This window comes from Halanaerobaculum tunisiense (genome assembly GCF_054657635.1).
The window spans coordinates 164,877-182,487 of the sequence record NZ_BAAHYI010000002.1; the positions used below are offsets into that span (position 1 = coordinate 164,877).

Annotated in this window: 23 protein-coding genes and 1 riboswitch; all 23 genes read left to right on the forward strand. The window is 37.2% G+C overall.

The annotated features are described in order from the left end of the window. Positions 1-89: 89 nt before the first annotated feature. Positions 90-1,184, forward strand: a complete 1,095-nt coding sequence (gene prfA / locus ACYQ3D_RS02380; RefSeq protein ID WP_459835800.1) for a peptide chain release factor 1 — start codon at positions 90-92, stop codon at positions 1,182-1,184. 1 nt (position 1,185) lies between these two features. Continuing rightward, the gene (gene prmC, locus ACYQ3D_RS02385; RefSeq protein ID WP_459835802.1) at positions 1,186-2,040 is read left to right on the forward strand and encodes a peptide chain release factor N(5)-glutamine methyltransferase; all 855 of its coding nucleotides are present in this window, start codon (positions 1,186-1,188) and stop codon (positions 2,038-2,040) included. A 145-nt stretch (positions 2,041-2,185) separates the two neighbouring features. Beyond that, positions 2,186-3,229: an L-threonylcarbamoyladenylate synthase gene (locus tag ACYQ3D_RS02390; protein WP_459835804.1), complete on the forward strand. Its 1,044-nt coding sequence runs from the start codon at positions 2,186-2,188 to the stop codon at positions 3,227-3,229. Between the two features lie 56 nt (positions 3,230-3,285). Then, the gene (locus ACYQ3D_RS02395) at positions 3,286-3,858 is read left to right on the forward strand and encodes a manganese efflux pump MntP (protein WP_459835807.1); all 573 of its coding nucleotides are present in this window, start codon (positions 3,286-3,288) and stop codon (positions 3,856-3,858) included. 12 nt (positions 3,859-3,870) lie between these two features. Then, positions 3,871-4,401 (forward strand): manganese efflux pump MntP, encoded by a 531-nt coding sequence (locus ACYQ3D_RS02400; protein ID WP_459835809.1) that lies wholly within the window; start codon positions 3,871-3,873, stop codon positions 4,399-4,401. Positions 4,402-4,416: 15 nt separating this feature from the next. Continuing rightward, on the forward strand, positions 4,417-4,896 hold the full coding sequence (locus ACYQ3D_RS02405; RefSeq protein WP_459835811.1) for a low molecular weight protein arginine phosphatase: 480 nt from the start codon (positions 4,417-4,419) through the stop codon (positions 4,894-4,896). A 65-nt stretch (positions 4,897-4,961) separates the two neighbouring features. Beyond that, positions 4,962-5,399, forward strand: a complete 438-nt coding sequence (rpiB, locus tag ACYQ3D_RS02410) for a ribose 5-phosphate isomerase B (protein ID WP_459835813.1) — start codon at positions 4,962-4,964, stop codon at positions 5,397-5,399. 4 nt (positions 5,400-5,403) lie between these two features. After that, positions 5,404-6,639 carry a serine hydroxymethyltransferase gene (gene glyA, locus ACYQ3D_RS02415; protein ID WP_459835816.1) on the forward strand — a complete coding sequence of 412 codons (1,236 nt, stop codon included), beginning with the start codon at positions 5,404-5,406 and terminating at the stop codon, positions 6,637-6,639. Positions 6,640-6,833: 194 nt separating this feature from the next. Continuing rightward, a complete protein-coding gene (upp, locus tag ACYQ3D_RS02420) occupies positions 6,834-7,463 on the forward strand; it encodes a uracil phosphoribosyltransferase (protein ID WP_459835818.1) in 630 nt (209 codons plus the stop codon). Further along, entirely contained in the window at positions 7,432-7,905 is a 474-nt protein-coding gene (locus tag ACYQ3D_RS02425) for a deoxycytidylate deaminase (protein ID WP_459835820.1), read from the forward strand. The genes upp and ACYQ3D_RS02425 overlap by 32 nt, the downstream gene beginning before the upstream one ends. Before the next feature lie 139 nt (positions 7,906-8,044). Then, a complete protein-coding gene (locus ACYQ3D_RS02430) occupies positions 8,045-9,031 on the forward strand; it encodes an MraY family glycosyltransferase (protein WP_459835823.1) in 987 nt (328 codons plus the stop codon). 96 nt (positions 9,032-9,127) lie between these two features. Next, positions 9,128-9,296: riboswitch (cyclic di-AMP (ydaO/yuaA leader) on the forward strand. Positions 9,297-9,431: 135 nt separating this feature from the next. Further along, positions 9,432-9,659, forward strand: coding sequence for an AtpZ/AtpI family protein (locus tag ACYQ3D_RS02435; RefSeq protein ID WP_459835826.1), 228 nt, complete (start codon positions 9,432-9,434; stop codon positions 9,657-9,659). A gap of 2 nt (positions 9,660-9,661) precedes the next feature. Then, positions 9,662-10,066, forward strand: coding sequence for an ATP synthase subunit I (locus tag ACYQ3D_RS02440; protein WP_459835828.1), 405 nt, complete (start codon positions 9,662-9,664; stop codon positions 10,064-10,066). Then, positions 10,067-10,816 (forward strand): F0F1 ATP synthase subunit A, encoded by a 750-nt coding sequence (gene atpB / locus ACYQ3D_RS02445; RefSeq protein ID WP_459835830.1) that lies wholly within the window; start codon positions 10,067-10,069, stop codon positions 10,814-10,816. Positions 10,817-10,846: 30 nt separating this feature from the next. Beyond that, positions 10,847-11,149, forward strand: a complete 303-nt coding sequence (gene atpE / locus ACYQ3D_RS02450) for an ATP synthase F0 subunit C (RefSeq protein ID WP_459835832.1) — start codon at positions 10,847-10,849, stop codon at positions 11,147-11,149. 31 nt (positions 11,150-11,180) lie between these two features. Then, on the forward strand, positions 11,181-11,432 hold the full coding sequence (atpE, locus tag ACYQ3D_RS02455; protein WP_459835834.1) for an ATP synthase F0 subunit C: 252 nt from the start codon (positions 11,181-11,183) through the stop codon (positions 11,430-11,432). A 164-nt stretch (positions 11,433-11,596) separates the two neighbouring features. Continuing rightward, the gene (gene atpF / locus ACYQ3D_RS02460; protein WP_459835836.1) at positions 11,597-12,100 is read left to right on the forward strand and encodes a F0F1 ATP synthase subunit B; all 504 of its coding nucleotides are present in this window, start codon (positions 11,597-11,599) and stop codon (positions 12,098-12,100) included. Then, positions 12,097-12,660: a F0F1 ATP synthase subunit delta gene (locus ACYQ3D_RS02465; RefSeq protein WP_459835838.1), complete on the forward strand. Its 564-nt coding sequence runs from the start codon at positions 12,097-12,099 to the stop codon at positions 12,658-12,660. The genes atpF and ACYQ3D_RS02465 overlap by 4 nt, the downstream gene beginning before the upstream one ends. Then, complete coding sequence (atpA, locus tag ACYQ3D_RS02470) at positions 12,660-14,189, forward strand: F0F1 ATP synthase subunit alpha (protein WP_459835840.1); 1,530 nt, start codon at positions 12,660-12,662, stop codon at positions 14,187-14,189. Before ACYQ3D_RS02465 ends, atpA begins: the two co-directional genes overlap by 1 nt. A gap of 37 nt (positions 14,190-14,226) precedes the next feature. Next, positions 14,227-15,072, forward strand: a complete 846-nt coding sequence (gene atpG, locus ACYQ3D_RS02475) for an ATP synthase F1 subunit gamma (protein ID WP_459835842.1) — start codon at positions 14,227-14,229, stop codon at positions 15,070-15,072. A gap of 22 nt (positions 15,073-15,094) precedes the next feature. Next, a complete protein-coding gene (atpD, locus tag ACYQ3D_RS02480; protein WP_459835844.1) occupies positions 15,095-16,522 on the forward strand; it encodes a F0F1 ATP synthase subunit beta in 1,428 nt (475 codons plus the stop codon). A gap of 2 nt (positions 16,523-16,524) precedes the next feature. Beyond that, on the forward strand, positions 16,525-16,938 hold the full coding sequence (locus ACYQ3D_RS02485) for a F0F1 ATP synthase subunit epsilon (RefSeq protein ID WP_459835846.1): 414 nt from the start codon (positions 16,525-16,527) through the stop codon (positions 16,936-16,938). 81 nt (positions 16,939-17,019) lie between these two features. After that, complete coding sequence (locus tag ACYQ3D_RS02490; protein WP_459835848.1) at positions 17,020-17,610, forward strand: YueI family protein; 591 nt, start codon at positions 17,020-17,022, stop codon at positions 17,608-17,610. The last annotated feature ends 1 nt before the right edge of the window (position 17,611 follow it).

The window sequence follows — 17,611 nt, forward strand, 5'->3', positions numbered from 1 at the left end:
AAAGATCAAAACAATATAATCTCTTGATTTATAAGAAGTTTAATGGTTTTTAATTGTCAATTATAAATTGAATTCTAAGGAGGTTTAGTATGTCATTAGATTTTGATATTGAAAACTGGATTGATAAATTGGATAGTGTAGTAGACCGTTACAAAGAAATTGAGGGGTTATTAAGTGACCCAGAAGTGATTAATGACCAGGAAAGATTTCAGAAATTATCTAAAGAATATGCTAGGTTAGAGGATATTGTAGACAAGTATGAAGAGTATCAGGAGTTAAAGTCTAATGTAGAAGAGGCAGAAGAAATTTTAGAGCTGTCTGATGACGGAGAAATGGTTGAATTAGCTGAGATGCAGTTAGCGGAAGCAAAGCCTAAGTTGGAGGAATTAGAAGAGGAATTACCATTGATGTTAATTCCTAAAGACCCTAATGATGAAAAGAATGTTGTAATAGAAATTCGTGGTAGTGCTGGTGGAGATGAAGCAAATATTTTTGCCGGCGATTTATATAGAATGTATACCCGGTATGCAGAAAGTAAAGGTTGGGGAATAGATGTTTTATCTTCTACTCCTTCTAATATGGGAGGATATAAAGAAATTATATTTGTTATTGAAGGTAAAGGAGCTTATAGTAACTTAAAGTACGAAAGTGGAGTTCATCGAGTCCAACGGATTCCTAGTACTGAATCTGGTGGTCGGATCCATACTTCCACTTCTACAGTAGCTGTCTTACCTGAGGCAGAGGAAGTAGATATTGATATTAATCCTAATGATTTAGAGATAGATACCTATCGGGCTAGTGGGCCAGGGGGCCAAAGTGTGAATACAACTGATTCTGCTGTCCGAATTACCCACGAACCAACGGGGTTAGTAGTTTCCTGTCAGGATGAAAAGTCCCAGCATAAGAATCGCGAAAAGGCAATGCGGGTATTAAGAGCTAGATTACAGGAAAAAATAGAACAGGAAAAACAAGAAGAAATGGCTGAAGAACGTAAGAGTCAGATTGGTAGTGGGGGTAGAAGTGAACGAATTAGAACTTATAACTTTCCGCAAGGCCGGATTACTGACCACCGGATTAATCTGACAACGCACCAATTAGAAGCAGTTTTAGATGGTGAGCTAGATGAAATTATTGAGTCCTTGATTACTGCTGATCAAATAGAAAGATTAAAGCAGGTAGAGTAGGATGGCTCCCTTAACAGTTAAAGAAATTTTGGGTAAGACAGTCGACTTTTTTAGTCAACATGAAATTTCTAGTCCTCGGTTAGATGCTGAAGTTTTATTAGCTGCTGTCTTGGATCTGGAGCGGATTAAGTTATATGTTAATTTTAATCGGCCCTTGACTACAGAAGAGATTAACCGGTATCGTGAGTTAGTAGTGGAGCGCAGCCAGGGCCAACCCGTTGCTTATCTGTTAGGCAGACAGGAATTTATGTCTCTGGAGTTTAAAGTAACCTCTGATGTTTTAGTACCTCGCCCCGAGACTGAACATCTAGTGGAGAGTGCTCTAGAAGAGATAGAACAATCTAACCACCAGGAATTTAGAGTAGCTGATATTGGAACTGGTAGTGGAGCAATTATTATAAGTTTAGTTAAGTTAGCTGCTAAGACAGTTACAGGAGTTGGAGTTGACATTTCGGAAGCTGCTCTTAAAGTAGCTTATGAGAATGCTCTACAGCATAATATAGCAGGCAGAATAGACTTTAAAGCAGGAGACTTATTACAGCCTATTGAAGAGTCGGTTGATCTAATTGTTTCCAATCCGCCTTATATTCCAGCTGCTGATTTAGCTGATCTACCACTTGCTGTCCAACAGGAGCCAGAATTGGCTTTAGCAGGTGGTGAGGATGGCTTGGATTATTATCGACAGATAATTAATCAAGCTCCAGCTAAGCTGGCAGAAGAAGGATTAATTGCCCTTGAGGTAGGGGCCAACCAAGCTTCAGCAGTAGCTGAGTTGTTAACTAAGGCAGGAAGTAAGGAAGTGGAGATTCAAGAGGATTATGCTGGAATTGAACGAGTTGTACTTGGTAGGCTGTAAAACAGCCTACTTTTTTTCTAGTTGATTAAGGCAGTGATGAGTTGTGAGCTATCAGCCACTGCAAAACCTTAGTATTCACAATCTAAATCTTATAATTTTTAATAGGCAGTGCTTGTAGTTTTAGCTATGAGAAAGGAGAGAAAGTGTGGAAGTAATTAAGGGAACTAAACTATTTAATCCTTCTGAATTAGAAGCAGCAGCTGAATTATTACAGCAGGGGAAGTTAGTAGCTTTTCCGACTGAGACAGTATATGGTTTAGGAGCCAATGCTTTAGACAGTCAAGCAGTAGCAGAGATCTTTGCTGCTAAAGGGAGACCAGCTGATAATCCATTGATTGTACATATTGCTAATCAAGATAAGTTAAGCGCTTTAACCTCTAGTGAGTTATCCGATCAAGCTAGGCAATTGATAGAGGAGTTTTGGCCTGGCCCTTTGACTTTAGTTCTTCCTAAATCTCAAGCTGTGCCGGGGATAACTACTGGCGAGTTAGCTACAGTAGCTATTAGAATGCCTGACCATCCCTTGGCCCAGGATTTAATTAATCAAGCTGGAGTGCCTGTAGCAGCTCCTAGTGCCAACTTATCAGGTCGCCCGAGCCCTACTTTAGCTAGTCATGTGTTAAATGATCTCCAAGGTAGAATTAGTGGAGTGGTAGATGGGGGCAAGACAGGGCTGGGAGTGGAGTCAACTGTAATTGATCTTTCTTCAGAAGTACCAACCCTGTTGCGACCTGGAGGAGTTACCTATGAAGAACTGCAGACAGTATTAGACAAAGTAGAGATTGATTCAGCAGTAGAAGCAACAGTAGGAGAGCAATCTAAGCAAGCTTTGGCCCCAGGAATGAAGTATCAACATTATTCCCCTGAGGCTGATGTTGTAGTTGTAGAAGGAAGTCCAGATAAAATTTCAGCTCAGATTAAAGAATTAATTAAGGCCCATGAGGGTACAATAGGTGTGATGGCAACTACAGAATTAAAACATAACTACCAAGCAGCGGCTGTAGTTAAAGAAATGGGTAGTAGAGATGATATAGGACAGATCAGTCGTAATATCTTTAGTTTATTACGCGAACTTGATGAATTAGAGGTGGATAAAATTTTAGTAGAAGGATTGCCTGCTAGAGGTTTAGGCCTAGCAATTATGAATCGCTTAAGAAAGGCAGCTGGTTATAATATTATTCAAGTTTAAATAATAAATAGCCCCCTGCTAAAATATAAATAAGGTTAGAGCTTAGGAGGGATATTGTGGGGGCTATTGAGGTACTAGTGTTAGGGATTGCTTTAGGGACAGATGCTTTTTCAGTCTCAGTAGCTATTGGAACTAAGGATTTAAATTGGTTTTTAAGAATGAAATTAAGTCTGATAATTGGTATTTTTCATATAGTAATGCCCTTAATGGGGATTCAATTAGGTTATTTTTTACAAAATTTTATTGGTCGTTATTATTTTGAACAGACTATAAACCAGATTACTACTTTTATTGGAGCAGGTCTGCTTTTGATTTTAGGAATGTTAATGATTTATGATAGTCTGACAGTTGAATCTGAATCTGATTATTATTTTGAATTATATGGTGTTTCTTTATTTGTTTTAGCTTTGAGTGTGAGTATTGATGCTTTATCAGTAGGGTTTAGCCTAGGAATGTTGAATGCAGGACTAGTATTTAGTTGTTTTGTGTTAGGAGTAATTGCTGCTCTAATGGTTTTTTGTGGTACCTTATTAGGGGCCAAATTAGGTTTAGTAGTGGAAAAAGCTGAGGTGTTAGGTGGTTTGGCTTTAATCTTATTAGGTATCCATCTAATCTTATCAATTAGTTAAGGAGTTGAACTAATGGGCAGTTATGAAGTAGTTTTAGTAGCCTTAGCAATTGGTATGGATTCTTTCTCGTTATCTATTGGTCTAGGAGTTTCTGGAATTAAAAATAATAAAAAAATACTTAAGTTTAGTCTTGTGGTAGCTGTTCTCCATTTTTTATTACCAGTTATTGGACTCTATTTAGGTAGCCAATTGAGTCATTATTTAGGACAAGTTGCTAATTATTTAGGGGCAGGAGTATTACTCTTTTTAGGATTTAATATGATGAAAGAAGATGATCAAATTACAAGAGATTTCTCTTTAACGGGTACTGGATTGATTTTGCTGTCTTTAAGTGTCAGTTTGGATGCGTTAACTGTCGGTTTAGGTTTAGGAGCTTTAGGTGCTAGAATGATTCAAGTGGCTATCTTTTTTGGGGCAGTAGCTTTTTTGTTGACTATTGTGGGGATAACTATAGGCGATGCTGTAGGTAGAGTGGTTGCTAAATTACAATTTGTAGGTGGGCTGATTTTATTAGGATTAGGAGTTAAATTGTTAGCTTTTTAGTAGTGAGGTGAGACGATGACTAAGTTGTTATTTGTCTGTACTGGTAACACTTGTAGAAGTAGTATGGCAGAAGCATTGTGTAAGGATTTATTGTTGAAGAAGGAAAAAGAAGATTATGAGGTGCTATCAGCTGGTCTAGCAGCTGATAGTGGCCACAGGGCAGCTAGACAAGCCATTGCAGTGCTTAAAAAGGAAGGAATCGATCTAACGGAGCATACAACAACTCTTTTAACGGCAGAATTAGTTACCCAAGCTGACCTAATTTTAACTATGACCTACCGTCATAAATTAACTATTTTAAATAACTACGCGCAGATTACAGATAAGGTTTATACCCTTAAAGGATATGCTAGGAAGTTAGATAGTAGTTCAGAAGAAGAAACTAAAATTGATTTAGATATCAGTGACCCCTTTGGCCAACCGATTGAAATTTATCAGGAATGTGCTCAGGAGATTAAAGGATACTTAAAAAAAGTTATTGAAAATTTGGACTGAAAGCAGGATAATTATTGTAGGTACAGAAGTCTGTAGTTAAGTTTAATATATAGGAGGGAAGGAAGATGAAGATAGCACTTGGTAGTGATCATGGTGGTTACAATTTAAAACAAAAAATAAAGGATTTACTAGAAGATAAAGGTCTAGACTATAAAGATTTTGGTACAGATTCTACTACATCAGTTGATTATCCAGATTTCGGTAAGCAAGTTGCTCAGGCAGTAGCTGATAATGAATTTGAGTTAGGAATTTTAGTCTGTGGGACAGGTATTGGGATGTCTATTACTGCTAATAAAGTACCTGGAGTTAGAGCAGCACTGTGCCATGATGTCTTTTCTGCTAGAGCTACTCGTCAACATAATAATTCTAATGTTTTAACTTTAGGAGAGAGAGTGATTGGGACCGAAGTGGCCTTAGAAATTGTAAAGACTTGGTTAGAAACTGATTTTGAAGGTGGTAGACACCAGCGAAGAGTTGATAAGATTACGCAATTAGAGGAGTGATAGAATGAGTAAGTTAGATCAGATAGACCCTGAAATAGCTAAAGCTATAGGGCAGGAAAAAGATAGGCAGACAGGTAATTTAGAGTTAATTGCTTCGGAGAATTTTGTTAGTGATGCTGTTTTAGCAGCAATGGGGAGTGAATTGACTAATAAATACGCTGAAGGTTACCCAGGCCAACGTTATTATGGTGGTTGCCAGTGGGTTGATGAGGTAGAGAATTTGGCCATTCAGCGGGCTCAAGAATTATTTGGAGCCGATCATGTTAATGTCCAACCTCATTCTGGCTCTCAGGCTAATGCAGCTGTTTATTTTGCTCTTTTAGAACCTGGAGATAAGGTCTTAGGAATGGACTTGACTCATGGAGGACATTTAAGTCATGGGAGTCCTGTTAATCTATCAGGTAGTTACTATGATTTTGCTTCCTATGGAGTTAGCCAAGCTGATGAACGAATTGATTATAAGCAAGTAGAACAGATTGCGCAAGAAGAAGAACCGGAATTAATTGTTGCGGGGGCAAGTGCCTATCCTAGAGAGATAGATTTTAAGCGTTTTCGAGAGATAGCAGATAAAGTAGGGGCCTATTTAATGGTTGATATGGCTCATATTGCTGGTTTGGTAGCAGCAGGTTTACATCAGAATCCAGTTCAGTATGCTCATGTAGTAACTACTACCACTCACAAGACTTTACGTGGACCACGAGGTGGTTTGATTTTATGTCAGGAGCAATTAGCTGATGAAATAGATAAAGCTATTTTTCCTGGAATTCAAGGTGGACCTTTAATGCATATTATTGCTGCTAAAGCTGTCTGCTTTAAAGAAGCTTTAACTGAAGAATTTAATGACTATCAAGAACAGATTATAAAAAATGCTAGTGCTTTAGCTGAGAAATTAAATGAGGAGTTTAGACTAGTAGCCGAAGGTACAGATAATCATCTGTTATTAGTTGATTTAACTGATCATGACTTAACTGGTAAACAAGCAGAACAGGCACTAGATGAAGTAGGTATTACTGCTAACAAGAATACAATTCCTTTTGAGACTAAAAGTCCTTTTGTGACTAGTGGGATTCGATTAGGTACTCCTGCTTTAACTACAAGAGGAATGAAGGAAGCAGATATGGAATACGTTGGAGAACTGATTACAAAAGTATTATTAAATCTAGATGATGACCAAGTTAAAGAGGAAGTTGAATCTCAAGTAGCAGATTTAGTAACTGATTTTCCTTTGTATGATTATTAATTTGTCACCGCAGGTGACAGTCGTGAGCTGTGTGTAGATTTATCATGAAGTGGTCGTAAGACCCGAAAGCTGCTATCAGCCAATTCAAAAACTAACCCTATTGTGTTTATGGTTTTGAATTAGCACACAGCACACAGCACATAGCACATAGCACATAGCACATAGCACATAACACACTAATAGGAGGTAGAACAATGAGTCAAGCACAGGTAATTGATCATCCATTAATTCAACATAAGTTAACTCACTTAAGAAAGGAAGAGACAGGAACGAAAGAATTTAGGGAATTAACTAATGAGATTGCAGCTTTAATGGGCTATGAAGTAACAAGAAGTCTATCTTTACAGGAAATAGAGATTGAGACGCCAATTACTAAAACTACTTCGCAAGTGATTTCTGGTAAGAAGTTAGCAGTAGTACCTATCCTGCGAGCTGGTTTAGGTATGGTAGATGGGATTGTAGATTTAGTACCAGCAGCTAAGGTAGGCCATGTTGGTTTGTATCGTGATCCAGAAACGCTAGAACCAGTGGAGTACTATTGTAAGATGCCACCTGATATTGAATCACGAGAATTAATCATGGTTGACCCTATGTTAGCAACTGGTGGTACAGCTATAGCAGCTTTAGATTTTGTTAAGCAGCGGGGTGCTGAAAATATCAAGTTTATGTGTTTAGTAGCTGCTCCAGAAGGGGTAGAAGAACTTCAAGAAGCACATCCTGATGTGGATATCTATACTGCAGCTATTGATGAAAAGCTTAATGATCATGCCTATATTATACCAGGTTTAGGTGATGCTGGTGACAGATTATTCGGAACCAAATAATAGTCGTCCTTCCTGGGATGAATACTTTATGGAGCTGACAGAAGTAGTAGCTAAGCGATCGACTTGTCTACGTAGACAAGTAGGAGCATTAATTGTTAAAGAAAAACGGGTTTTGGCTACAGGATATAATGGAGCTCCTAGTAATTTGCCTCACTGTAGTGAAGTAGGATGTATCAGAGAAAAAGAAAATGTTCCTTCAGGAGAACGCCATGAACTCTGTCGAGGCTTACATGCTGAACAAAACGGGATTGTCCAAGCAGCGTTACATGGTACTTCCATCCAAGGAGCTACTTTGTATTGCACTCATCAGCCTTGTATCTTGTGTACTAAGATGGTGATTAATGCTGGTATTAAACGGATAGTTTTTCAAGGGGCTTACCCAGATGAGTTGGCCCAACAGATGTTATCAGAGGCTGATATATTATTAGAACAAATTAGCTAGGATACCATTATTTGATGATTGCAAAACCAGGGCACCTGCTTTACAATAGAGATAGATCTAAGTTTACTGACCACGAGAGTGGTCAGTTTTTGTTGTAAGAAATAAATTAGAGAATGTAATTAGAAAGCAGGTGCCAACAATGTTATTACTTCCTATTTTAATTAGTTTTTGTGTATCTTATTTATTAGTTCCAGTAATCAAGAAGTTAGCTTTTGCTATAGGAGCACTGGACCAGCCTAGTAAACGTAGAATTAATGTAGAACCGATTCCTAACTTAGGAGGCTTAGCTATTTTTGGGGGAGTAATTGTTAGTCTCCTCTGGTTGGGGGTCGATAGTCAATTAAGAAGTATTTTAGTGTGTGCTAGTTTATTAGTTAGTTTAGGAATTTTAGATGACTTGTATGAGCTATCTGCATCGGTTAAATTAGCTGGACAATTAGCAGTTGTTCTATTGCTAGTTAACTCAGGTATCCAAATAGAGTTTATTAGAGGTTACTATTTAGGTCTATTTAGTATTCCAGTTACTGTAATTTGGATGTTGGGTACTATGAATGTGATTAATTTAATCGATGGTTTAGATGGCTTAGCTGGAGGAGTAACTATTATTGCAGCTATTCCGTTAGCTATTTTTGCCTACCAGCAAGGACAAATGTTAGCTGTATTATTAACATTAAGTTTAATTGGGGCTACTATAGGATTTTTGCGTTATAATTTTAATCCGGCTCAGATTTTCATGGGGGATACAGGTAGTATGTTTTTAGGTTTTATGTTAGGAGTTATCTCTATCACTGGAGCTTTAAAAAGCATTACTACAGTTACCTTCATCTTACCTATTTTGGCTTTAGGAGTTCCTATTTGTGATACTTTATTTGCTATTATTAGACGTAGATTACAAGGTCAACCTATTTTTAAAGCTGATCGTAATCATTTACACCACCAATTACTAGATTTAGGGTTAACGCAGTGGCAGGTGGTATTGATTATTTATTTAGTTAGTATTTGTTTAAGTTTGGTGGCTATAGGAGTCAGTCAGGCTAATTTTGCTGAAGGTCTCTTTTTAGTGCTGACTACAGTTAGTTTTTTACTAATTGGTAGTCATAAATTAAAACTATTGCCGCTTGTATAAGTGATCACTTATACAAGCTTGTCATAAAAATTACTTTACAAGATTGTAAATATCTATTATAATGTAAGTAGTATATTATAATAATTAAAATTAGATATTTGATAATTGCCGAATCCTAATTATAGGAGCGGAGGGTCCATTCTTTGGGGCGAATCCAGCAATGAGTTTGAGCTTAAGCTGTGACTTAAACTTAGACTTGAAAATGGTAAGGTACCCTTTAACCTGAGCCCGACAGCTAACTCCGTAGGTGTTTTAAAGGGATCAGTCTAGTCTGTTTATAGCTAATTATTAGTTGTAAATAGGGTAAGAGTTTGAGAGACTATGGCTATCTGCTGTAGTCTTTTTGTATTATCTGTATAATTTTATTTTAACTTAGGGATTACTAATTAGGAGAGTAGATATGAAAGATAATTTAAGTGTTTTACAAGCATTAGCTTTATTATCTCAGGTAGGAATAGCAATTATTGTCCCTACTTTTGGTGGGTTGTGGGTAGGAAATTATTTAGATCAACTACTAGGAATTGAACCATTATTGTTAGCTGTAGGAATTATTACAGGAGTTGTAGTTGGTTTTAGAAATGCCTATCGGTTGCTGATGAGCAAGCAAGATGAGAGAAAGAGTGATTAATGATGGAACAAGTTAAGCAGACTAAACAATTTATTATAAAGTGGACTGTTCTTTTAAATTTAGCTTTAATGTTTTTGCTAGCTATCTTTTGGGATTTAAGATCTGTAGCTGGTATTTTAGTAGGAGGCATTATAAGTGTGATTAATTTTCACTTATTGACTACTTCTTTACAGAAGGCAGTCCAATTTCAGTCTACTAAAGCTGGGATTTATACTTTTGTGCAGTACATATTAAGGTATTTACTTTGGGGTAGCACATTATATATTGCTTTACAGAGACCCGATGTTAATTTAATGACTGTGATAGTAGGCATGTTAACAGTAAAGGCAGTTATCTTAGTAGTTAATGTTTTTAATATATGGCCTAATGATCCACAAAGGTTTAGAGAAAGGAGGGGAAATGAGTAGATGAATATTTTGGATAAGATATTTTTAAAAGGGGCTCCTGGAGCAGAGGAGTTTAGTCCAGATGTAATGTTTAATCTACCTGATAATACTGTGACTAGAATGTTGCAGATTGCTGATGCTCCAGTTAAATCCACTGTAACTACAACTTGGGTGATTATGGCTTTTTTAGCCTTATTTTCTTGGTTAGCTACTCGTAATTTGCAACGAGAGCCTAAGCCAGGTAGTCTACAGAATATAGCTGAATCTTTTGTAGAAGGGATGAGAGGATTAGTAGAGGAGACAATGGGTCCTAAGATGAAGCAGTTTGCTCCTTATATTGGAACTTTAATGATTTATTTGACTATTGCCAATATAATGGGGATTGTACCAGGTAGAGATATCCTACATCTTTACACTCCAACAGCAGATTTGAATACTACTTTTGCTTTGGGAGCTATTACTTTTGTTAATGTCCATTTCTTTGGTATTAGGTCTAAAGGGGTAGGAGGTTATATCAAGTCTTATTTTGAACCATTACCTTTTTTAGCTCCTTTAAATTTAATTGGTAATTTAGCTGATCCTGTATCATTATCTTTCCGTTTATTTGGTAATATGATAGCAAGTGTAGTAATTATGGGACTGCTTTATGGAGTAGTTGGTTTAATTGTCCCTAGTATAGCTGATTTATACTTTAATTTATTTGCTGGTGTTTTACAGGCCTTTATTTTTGCAATGTTGACTATGACTTATATTTCAATGGAAATGGAGTAATCTCTCCATAGTTAGAAAGGAGGGATTTGAATGGCAGAAATTCCCAATTTAGTAGTCCTTTTTTTAGATTGGCTTACTCAATTTAGTACTGTGACCTTAGTATCAGCTGCATCTGCTATTGGTGTAGGATTAGCTATGATTGCCGGTATTGGAGCAGGAATTGGTCAGGGATTTGCAGCAGGTAAAGGTGCTGAACGTGTGGGAAGCAGACCAGAGGTACAAGGTGTTATTGTAAGAACAATGTTGCTTGGTGCTGCTGTAGCCGAAACAACAGGTATTTATGCTTTAGTAATTGCTTTGATTTTGTTATTTGCTAATCCATTACTTAGTTAATGAAAAATAAAAATTAAAGGAGGAATTTATAATGAATGGTCAATCTTTAATTGCAGCTGCATCTGCTATTGGTGCAGGGCTAGCTATGATTGCCGGTATTGGAGCAGGAATTGGTCAGGGGTTTGCAGCAGGTAAAGGTGCTGAAGCTGTAGGTAAACAACCAGAAGCACAAGGTACAATTACTAGAACAATGTTACTTGGTGCTGCTGTAGCAGAGACAACAGGTATCTATGGTTTGGTAATTGCTTTGATCTTGTTATTTGCTAATCCGCTTCTTGGCTAATGAGAATCGAAAAGGGAGTAGCTAGTTGAAGATGGATTTTATGATTCATCTTCACTTCCCTTGTATTTGTCGTCCGATACTTGCTAAAAAAATGTTATAGTGATTAGTAGATAGGTTCTTGTAATTATTTTTTTGCTGTTAGTTTTGAAAGGAGGAAGCAGAAAGTGATTAGTCTAGATATAACCTTCTTTTTTCAGTTAATAAATTTTATAGTATTATATCTAATCTTGCGGCGTTTCTTATTTGAGCCAATTACAAGTTTTATGAATCAGAGATCTGAAGATATTTCTGATCGAATAGAATCTGCTCAAGCAAAAGAATCAGAAGCAGAAAAATTAAAAGAAGAATATCAACAGAAGCTAAGTGATGCTAAGCAGGAGGCTCGAGAAATAATTGAAGAAAGTCGTCGTCGTGGTAAAAAGAAGAAAGAAGAGATTGTCTCTCAAGCTGAAGAAGAAGCGAATAGAAAGATTGCTAAAGCAGAAGAGGAAATTAATATAGCTAAGTTAGGAGCACGAAAAGAGTTAAAAGATGAAGTTGCTGATATTGCAACTCAGATGAGTAAGAAAGCACTATCTAATTATATTGCTGAGCAAGAATTACAGGAAGAAACAATTAATCAATTTATTGAGCAACTTGACCAAGAGAAATTAGGTGAAGTAACATGATAGATCAACAAGTAGCGGAGAAATATGCTCAAGCTCTTTTTGAGTTGGCCCAAGAGGGAGCTAGTCTAGAGGATATTTTAGCTGAATTTACTGAGTTAGTGGATTTACTCCAAGAAAATCAAGAGTTAGAACAGATGTTATATCATCCTGAACTCAGTGGTCAACAAAAGAAAGAAGTATTAGCTGAACTCTTTGCTGCTGAATTGTCTACTACTTTATTCAATTTTATTAATTTGTTGGTGGATAAAAAACGGGCCAACTTATTAGTAACTATTTATCAGCAGTTTAAAAAGTTAGCTGGTGAGGAAGCTAATAGGTTAGCAGTAGAAGTTAAGTCTCCTATTGAGTTATCTGCTGACCAGCTAGAAAAGTTAACAACTAAGTTAGAATCTGAGTTAGATAAAGAGATAGAATTAGAAGTTACAGTTAAACCAGACTTAATAGGTGGTCTAGTCTTACAGATTGGAGATAAAGTAATTGATGGTAGTCTATTAACACAATTAGAAAATCTAAATCAGGATCTAAACAGGTTAGAAGTAAGTCAGTTAGGGGTGAGATAATGAATCTTAAGCCTGAAGAAATAAGTTCAATTATTAAAGAGCAGATTAAAAATTATGATGTTGAGTTAGAGACTGAAGGTGTAGGAACAGTTCTTAGTGTCGGAGATGGTATTTCTCGAATTCATGGTTTAGAGGACGCTATGGCCGGAGAATTATTAGAATTCTCCAGTGGTGTTAATGGTATGATTCTAAACCTAGAGGAAGATAGTATTGGTTGTGTAATTATGGGAGATCAATCCCAAATAGAAGAAGGGGACGAGGTACATAGAACTGGTCGCGTTGTTGATGTTCCAGTAGGAGAAGAGTTACAGGGACGTGTAGTTAATCCGTTAGGAAAGCCAGTTGATGGTAAAGGGCCAATTGAGACTGATAATAGACGGCCTGTTGAATCTGGAGCACCAGGTATTGTAGAGCGTCAACCAGTAGAAGAACCGCTCCAAACAGGAATTAAATCTATTGATTCAATGGTACCAATTGGTAAAGGGCAGCGAGAGTTGATTATTGGTGATCGCCAGACAGGGAAGACTGCCTTAGGGATTGATACAATTATTAATCAACAGGATGATGATGTCCAGTGTATTTATGTGGCTATTGGTCAGAAGTCTTCTACAGTAGCCCAAGTTGTAGATAAGTTAGAAAGAACAGGAGCTTTAGAGTATACTACTGTTGTAACAGCTTCTGCTAGTGATCCAGCTCCTTTACAGTATTTAGCTCCTTATGCTGGTTGTACAATTGGTGAACACTTTATGTACGAAGGAGAAGATGTCTTAGTTGTCTATGATGATTTATCCAAGCACGCAGTAGCTTATCGGGAGATGTCTCTCTTATTAAGAAGACCACCAGGTCGGGAAGCTTATCCTGGCGATGTATTCTACTTACACTCTCGTCTTTTAGAGCGAGCTGCTAAGTTAAATGATAATTTAGGAGCAGGTTCTTTAACTGCTTTACCAATTATTGAAACTCAAGCAGGAGATATTTCAGCTTATATTCCTACTAATGTAATTTCGATTACTGATGGTCAGATTTACTTAGAAAGTGAATTATTCTATTCTGGGGTTCGACCAGCGGTTAATACAGGATTATCAGTATCTCGGGTAGGTGGAGATGCTCAGATTGATGCTATGAAGGATGTTGCTGGTACACTAAGATTAGATTTATCTCAATATCGAGAACTAGAAGCTTTTGCGCAATTTGGATCTGATTTAGATGAATCAACTCAACAGAAATTAGCTCGAGGAGAAAGATTAGTAGAAGTTCTTAAGCAGGATGAAACTTCTCCAATGGCTGTAGAAGAACAAGTAATGGTTATCTACGCTGTTAATAATGGTTATTTAGATGATATTCCTGTTGAGGATATTAAGAGATTTGAAGAGGATCTTATCCAGTCTTTACAGGATACTCATCCTGAAATAGGAGAGGCAATTGCTGAACAAGAAGAAGTAACGGAAGAAACAGAAGAAAAATTAGCAGCTGCCTTAGAAGAATTCACAGAGGAGTTTGCAACTAGTCAAGACGAAGAAACTGCCTAATAAGTTAGCCGCTGTCAGAAAGTGAGGTGAGCTACAGATGGAAAGTATGCGCGATATAAAGCGGCAGATTAGTAGTGTGGAGAATACTAAAAAGATCACGCGAGCTATGAATATGGTTGCTGCCGCTAAGTTACAGAAAGCTGAAGCAAGAGCTGAAGAAGCTAAACCTTTTTTTGCTCAGACAAGAAAGACTTTAACTGGTTTAACTGCTAATGATGAGGATTTACATCCTTTATTAGAAGAACGAGCAGTAGATAAGGTAGGTTATATTGTAATCACTGGTGACCGAGGTTTATGTGGTCCTTATAATAGTAAAGTAGAACACAAAACGGAAGCTGCAATTGAAAATCGCCAGGAAGATAGTGCTTTAGTAACTATTGGTAAACACGGTAGAAACTATTTTAAAAGAACTGGCGTGGAGATTGTATCTGAATATCTAGATTTAGCAGATAATCCTACTTTCTCTACTGCTGCTAATATTGGTAAAGAAGTTATAGATTTATATAGAGATGAAGCAGTAGATGAAATTAATTTGGTTTATACTGAGTTTGAGTCAGTTTTAAATCACAATGTGGAATTATTACAATTATTACCTGTTAAACCGCCTGAAGAAGAAGTAGCTGGCGAGAATTTTCTCTATGAACCTTCTGCCGGAGCAGTGCTAGGTACTGTTTTACCACAGTATATTAACAATTTAATCTTTGGAGCTTTATTACAGTCTAAAGCTAGTGAATTTGCTTCGCGAATGACAGCAATGGATTCTGCTACTGAGAATGCAGAAGAGATGATTGAAGAGTTAACTTTATCTTATAACCGTGCTCGTCAATCCGCAATTACTCAGGAATTAACTGAGATTGTTGGTGGTGCTGAAGCATTAGAATAGGAGTTTTGAAGGAGGTATTATGATGAGTCAAGGTAATACTGAGGGCCAAAATATAGGAAGTGTTGTTGAGGTTATTGGCCCTGTAGTTGAAGCTGAATTTAATAATGGAAGCTTACCTGAGATTAATGATGCAATTCGAATTGTAGATGAAGAAAGAGATATAGATGTTACTGTTGAGGTCATGAATCAGGTAGGAGACAATCGAGTTAAAGGCGTTGCTATGTCTTCAACTGATGGATTAGTTAGAGGTATGCAAGCAATTGATACCGGCGGGCCAATTTCTGTGCCAGTTGGTGAAGAATGCTTAGGTCGAATTTTTAATGTCTTAGGGGAACCAATTGATAAAGAAGGAGAAGTTAATGCAGAAGCTGAGTGGCCTATTCACCGTGACGCACCAGCTTACGAAGAACAAACTACTAACACTGAAATTTTTGAAACAGGGATTAAAGTAATTGATCTGTTAGCACCTTATGCTGAAGGTGGTAAAGTAGGATTATTTGGTGGTGCTGGGGTAGGTAAGACAGTCTTAATCCAGGAGTTAATCAATAATATCGCTCAGGAGCATGGTGGTTACTCTGTATTTTCTGGTGTCGGGGAGAGAACTCGGGAAGGTAATGATTTATGGTTAGAATTTAAAGAAGCCGATATTTTAGATAAAGTAGCTTTAGTTTATGGTCAGATGAATGAACCACCTGGAGCTCGAATGAGAGTTGGATTAACTGGGTTAACAATGGCGGAATATTTCCGAGATGAATATGCCCAAGATATGTTACTCTTTATTGATAATATCTTCCGGTTTATTCAGGCTGGTTCTGAGGTTTCTGCGCTGTTAGGTCGAATGCCATCTGCAGTAGGTTACCAACCTACCCTAGCCACAGATGTAGGTACTTTACAGGAGCGGATTACTTCTACTCAAAAGGGAGCTATTACTTCTGTACAGGCAGTCTATGTTCCGGCAGATGATTTGACAGATCCTGCTCCTGCTACTACATTTGCTCACTTAGATGCTACAACTGTATTGTCTCGGCAGATTGCTGAGAAAGGAATTTATCCAGCAGTGGATCCTTTAGATTCCACTTCTACAATTTTGGATCCTAGTATTGTTGGAGAAGAACATTATAATATAGCTCGAGAAGTCCAGGAGACTATTCAGCAGTATCAAGATTTACAAGATATTATTGCTATTTTAGGTATGGATGAGTTATCTGAAGAGGATAAATTAATAGTAGAACGAGCGCGTAAGATTGAGCGTTTCTTATCTCAGCCATTCTTTGTGGCAGAACAGTTTACTGGTATTTCAGGTAAATATGTATCACTTGAAGAAACAATTAGAGGATTTAAGGAAATTTTAGAAGGAAAGCATGATGATTTACCTGAGGAAGCATTCCTATTCGTAGGAACTATAGATGAAGCTATAGAGAAGGCTCAAGATGTAGAAGGAAGTGAATAATTATGGCTCAGATGACGCTGAAGATTGTAACTCCAGAAGGCATAATTTATGATGACCAAGCTGAGATGATAGTAGTCAGAACTATTGATGGTGATCGCGGAATTATGGCGTTTCATGAACCTTTATTAACTGGAGTGGAGATTGGTGAGATTAAAATCAAGCGTGCCGAAGAAGAATTATTATTGGCTACTAGCCATGGTTATATGGAAGTTAAGCCCGAAAAAGTTACTATTCTAGTAGAAGCTGCTGAATTTGCTAGTGAGATTGATGTTGATCGGGCTCAAGCTGCTAAGGAGAGAGCCAAAAATAGATTAGAAAAGCGCCAAGCAGACCATATCGATGAAGAAAGAGCAGAGATTGCCTTACAGAAGGCATTGAATCGGTTACAGGTCAATAAGCGGCGTAATTTTGAGTAAGAGAGTAATCTCTTGCTCTTTTTTTATTTATAAGATAATAAAATAATACATAATTGTAAATGATAAAAAAGAGGTGAAAGAATGGGTAAAGAGGAAGATATCCAACAGGAAGCAATCAAGAATAGTCAACAAAAGAGTGATCTAGAACAGACTGTAGCAGCTAAGGCTCAAGGAGGTTTAGAGCTAAAAAAAGGGGAAAAGAATCAGTTTTTAGGTGAGTATAGAGAGAGAGTCTTGCTTGCTTTATCCTTTGCCCAAGTAGAAGAGGATAATATTTATCCCCAAGTTAAAACAGCAATTAAAGACCCGGAAGCTACTAAACTAATTATTAATCGTCAAGTTGATAGCCAGGCAGCTAGAGATTATATTAAGTTGGCCCAGGAAGCTGATGTATCTTTTAAAAAGATAGATTCACCTGATTTTATTGGTAAGATAGCTTTAGAAGTTGTTAGTGACCATGCTGTTAATAAGGAAGATATATTTGTAGAGAGTAGAGAGGATTATTTATTAGAGCAGGGGTTACCTACAGAATTGATTGCAGTCCAAGGGGAGAAGATATGCTCTGATTGCTATCAACTTTTACAGGAAAAAGCTCCTGGAGAAGTTGATAATTACCAACAAATGTCTTGGCTGGATAAATTACTAGGAGTTGACTGTCCTGGATGTGATTAGA

Coding starts and splice junctions, on each gene's coding strand:
- prfA (WP_459835800.1), top strand. CDS start 90: ATGTCATTAGATTTTGATATTGAAAACTGGATTGATAAATTGGATAGT.
- prmC (WP_459835802.1), top strand. CDS start 1,186: ATGGCTCCCTTAACAGTTAAAGAAATTTTGGGTAAGACAGTCGACTTT.
- ACYQ3D_RS02400 (WP_459835809.1), top strand. CDS start 3,871: ATGGGCAGTTATGAAGTAGTTTTAGTAGCCTTAGCAATTGGTATGGAT.
- ACYQ3D_RS02405 (WP_459835811.1), top strand. CDS start 4,417: ATGACTAAGTTGTTATTTGTCTGTACTGGTAACACTTGTAGAAGTAGT.
- rpiB (WP_459835813.1), top strand. CDS start 4,962: ATGAAGATAGCACTTGGTAGTGATCATGGTGGTTACAATTTAAAACAA.
- glyA (WP_459835816.1), top strand. CDS start 5,404: ATGAGTAAGTTAGATCAGATAGACCCTGAAATAGCTAAAGCTATAGGG.
- upp (WP_459835818.1), top strand. CDS start 6,834: ATGAGTCAAGCACAGGTAATTGATCATCCATTAATTCAACATAAGTTA.
- ACYQ3D_RS02425 (WP_459835820.1), top strand. CDS start 7,432: ATGCTGGTGACAGATTATTCGGAACCAAATAATAGTCGTCCTTCCTGG.
- ACYQ3D_RS02430 (WP_459835823.1), top strand. CDS start 8,045: ATGTTATTACTTCCTATTTTAATTAGTTTTTGTGTATCTTATTTATTA.
- ACYQ3D_RS02435 (WP_459835826.1), top strand. CDS start 9,432: ATGAAAGATAATTTAAGTGTTTTACAAGCATTAGCTTTATTATCTCAG.
- ACYQ3D_RS02440 (WP_459835828.1), top strand. CDS start 9,662: ATGGAACAAGTTAAGCAGACTAAACAATTTATTATAAAGTGGACTGTT.
- atpB (WP_459835830.1), top strand. CDS start 10,067: ATGAATATTTTGGATAAGATATTTTTAAAAGGGGCTCCTGGAGCAGAG.
- atpE (WP_459835832.1), top strand. CDS start 10,847: ATGGCAGAAATTCCCAATTTAGTAGTCCTTTTTTTAGATTGGCTTACT.
- atpE (WP_459835834.1), top strand. CDS start 11,181: ATGAATGGTCAATCTTTAATTGCAGCTGCATCTGCTATTGGTGCAGGG.
- ACYQ3D_RS02465 (WP_459835838.1), top strand. CDS start 12,097: ATGATAGATCAACAAGTAGCGGAGAAATATGCTCAAGCTCTTTTTGAG.
- atpA (WP_459835840.1), top strand. CDS start 12,660: ATGAATCTTAAGCCTGAAGAAATAAGTTCAATTATTAAAGAGCAGATT.
- atpG (WP_459835842.1), top strand. CDS start 14,227: ATGGAAAGTATGCGCGATATAAAGCGGCAGATTAGTAGTGTGGAGAAT.
- atpD (WP_459835844.1), top strand. CDS start 15,095: ATGAGTCAAGGTAATACTGAGGGCCAAAATATAGGAAGTGTTGTTGAG.
- ACYQ3D_RS02485 (WP_459835846.1), top strand. CDS start 16,525: ATGGCTCAGATGACGCTGAAGATTGTAACTCCAGAAGGCATAATTTAT.
- ACYQ3D_RS02490 (WP_459835848.1), top strand. CDS start 17,020: ATGGGTAAAGAGGAAGATATCCAACAGGAAGCAATCAAGAATAGTCAA.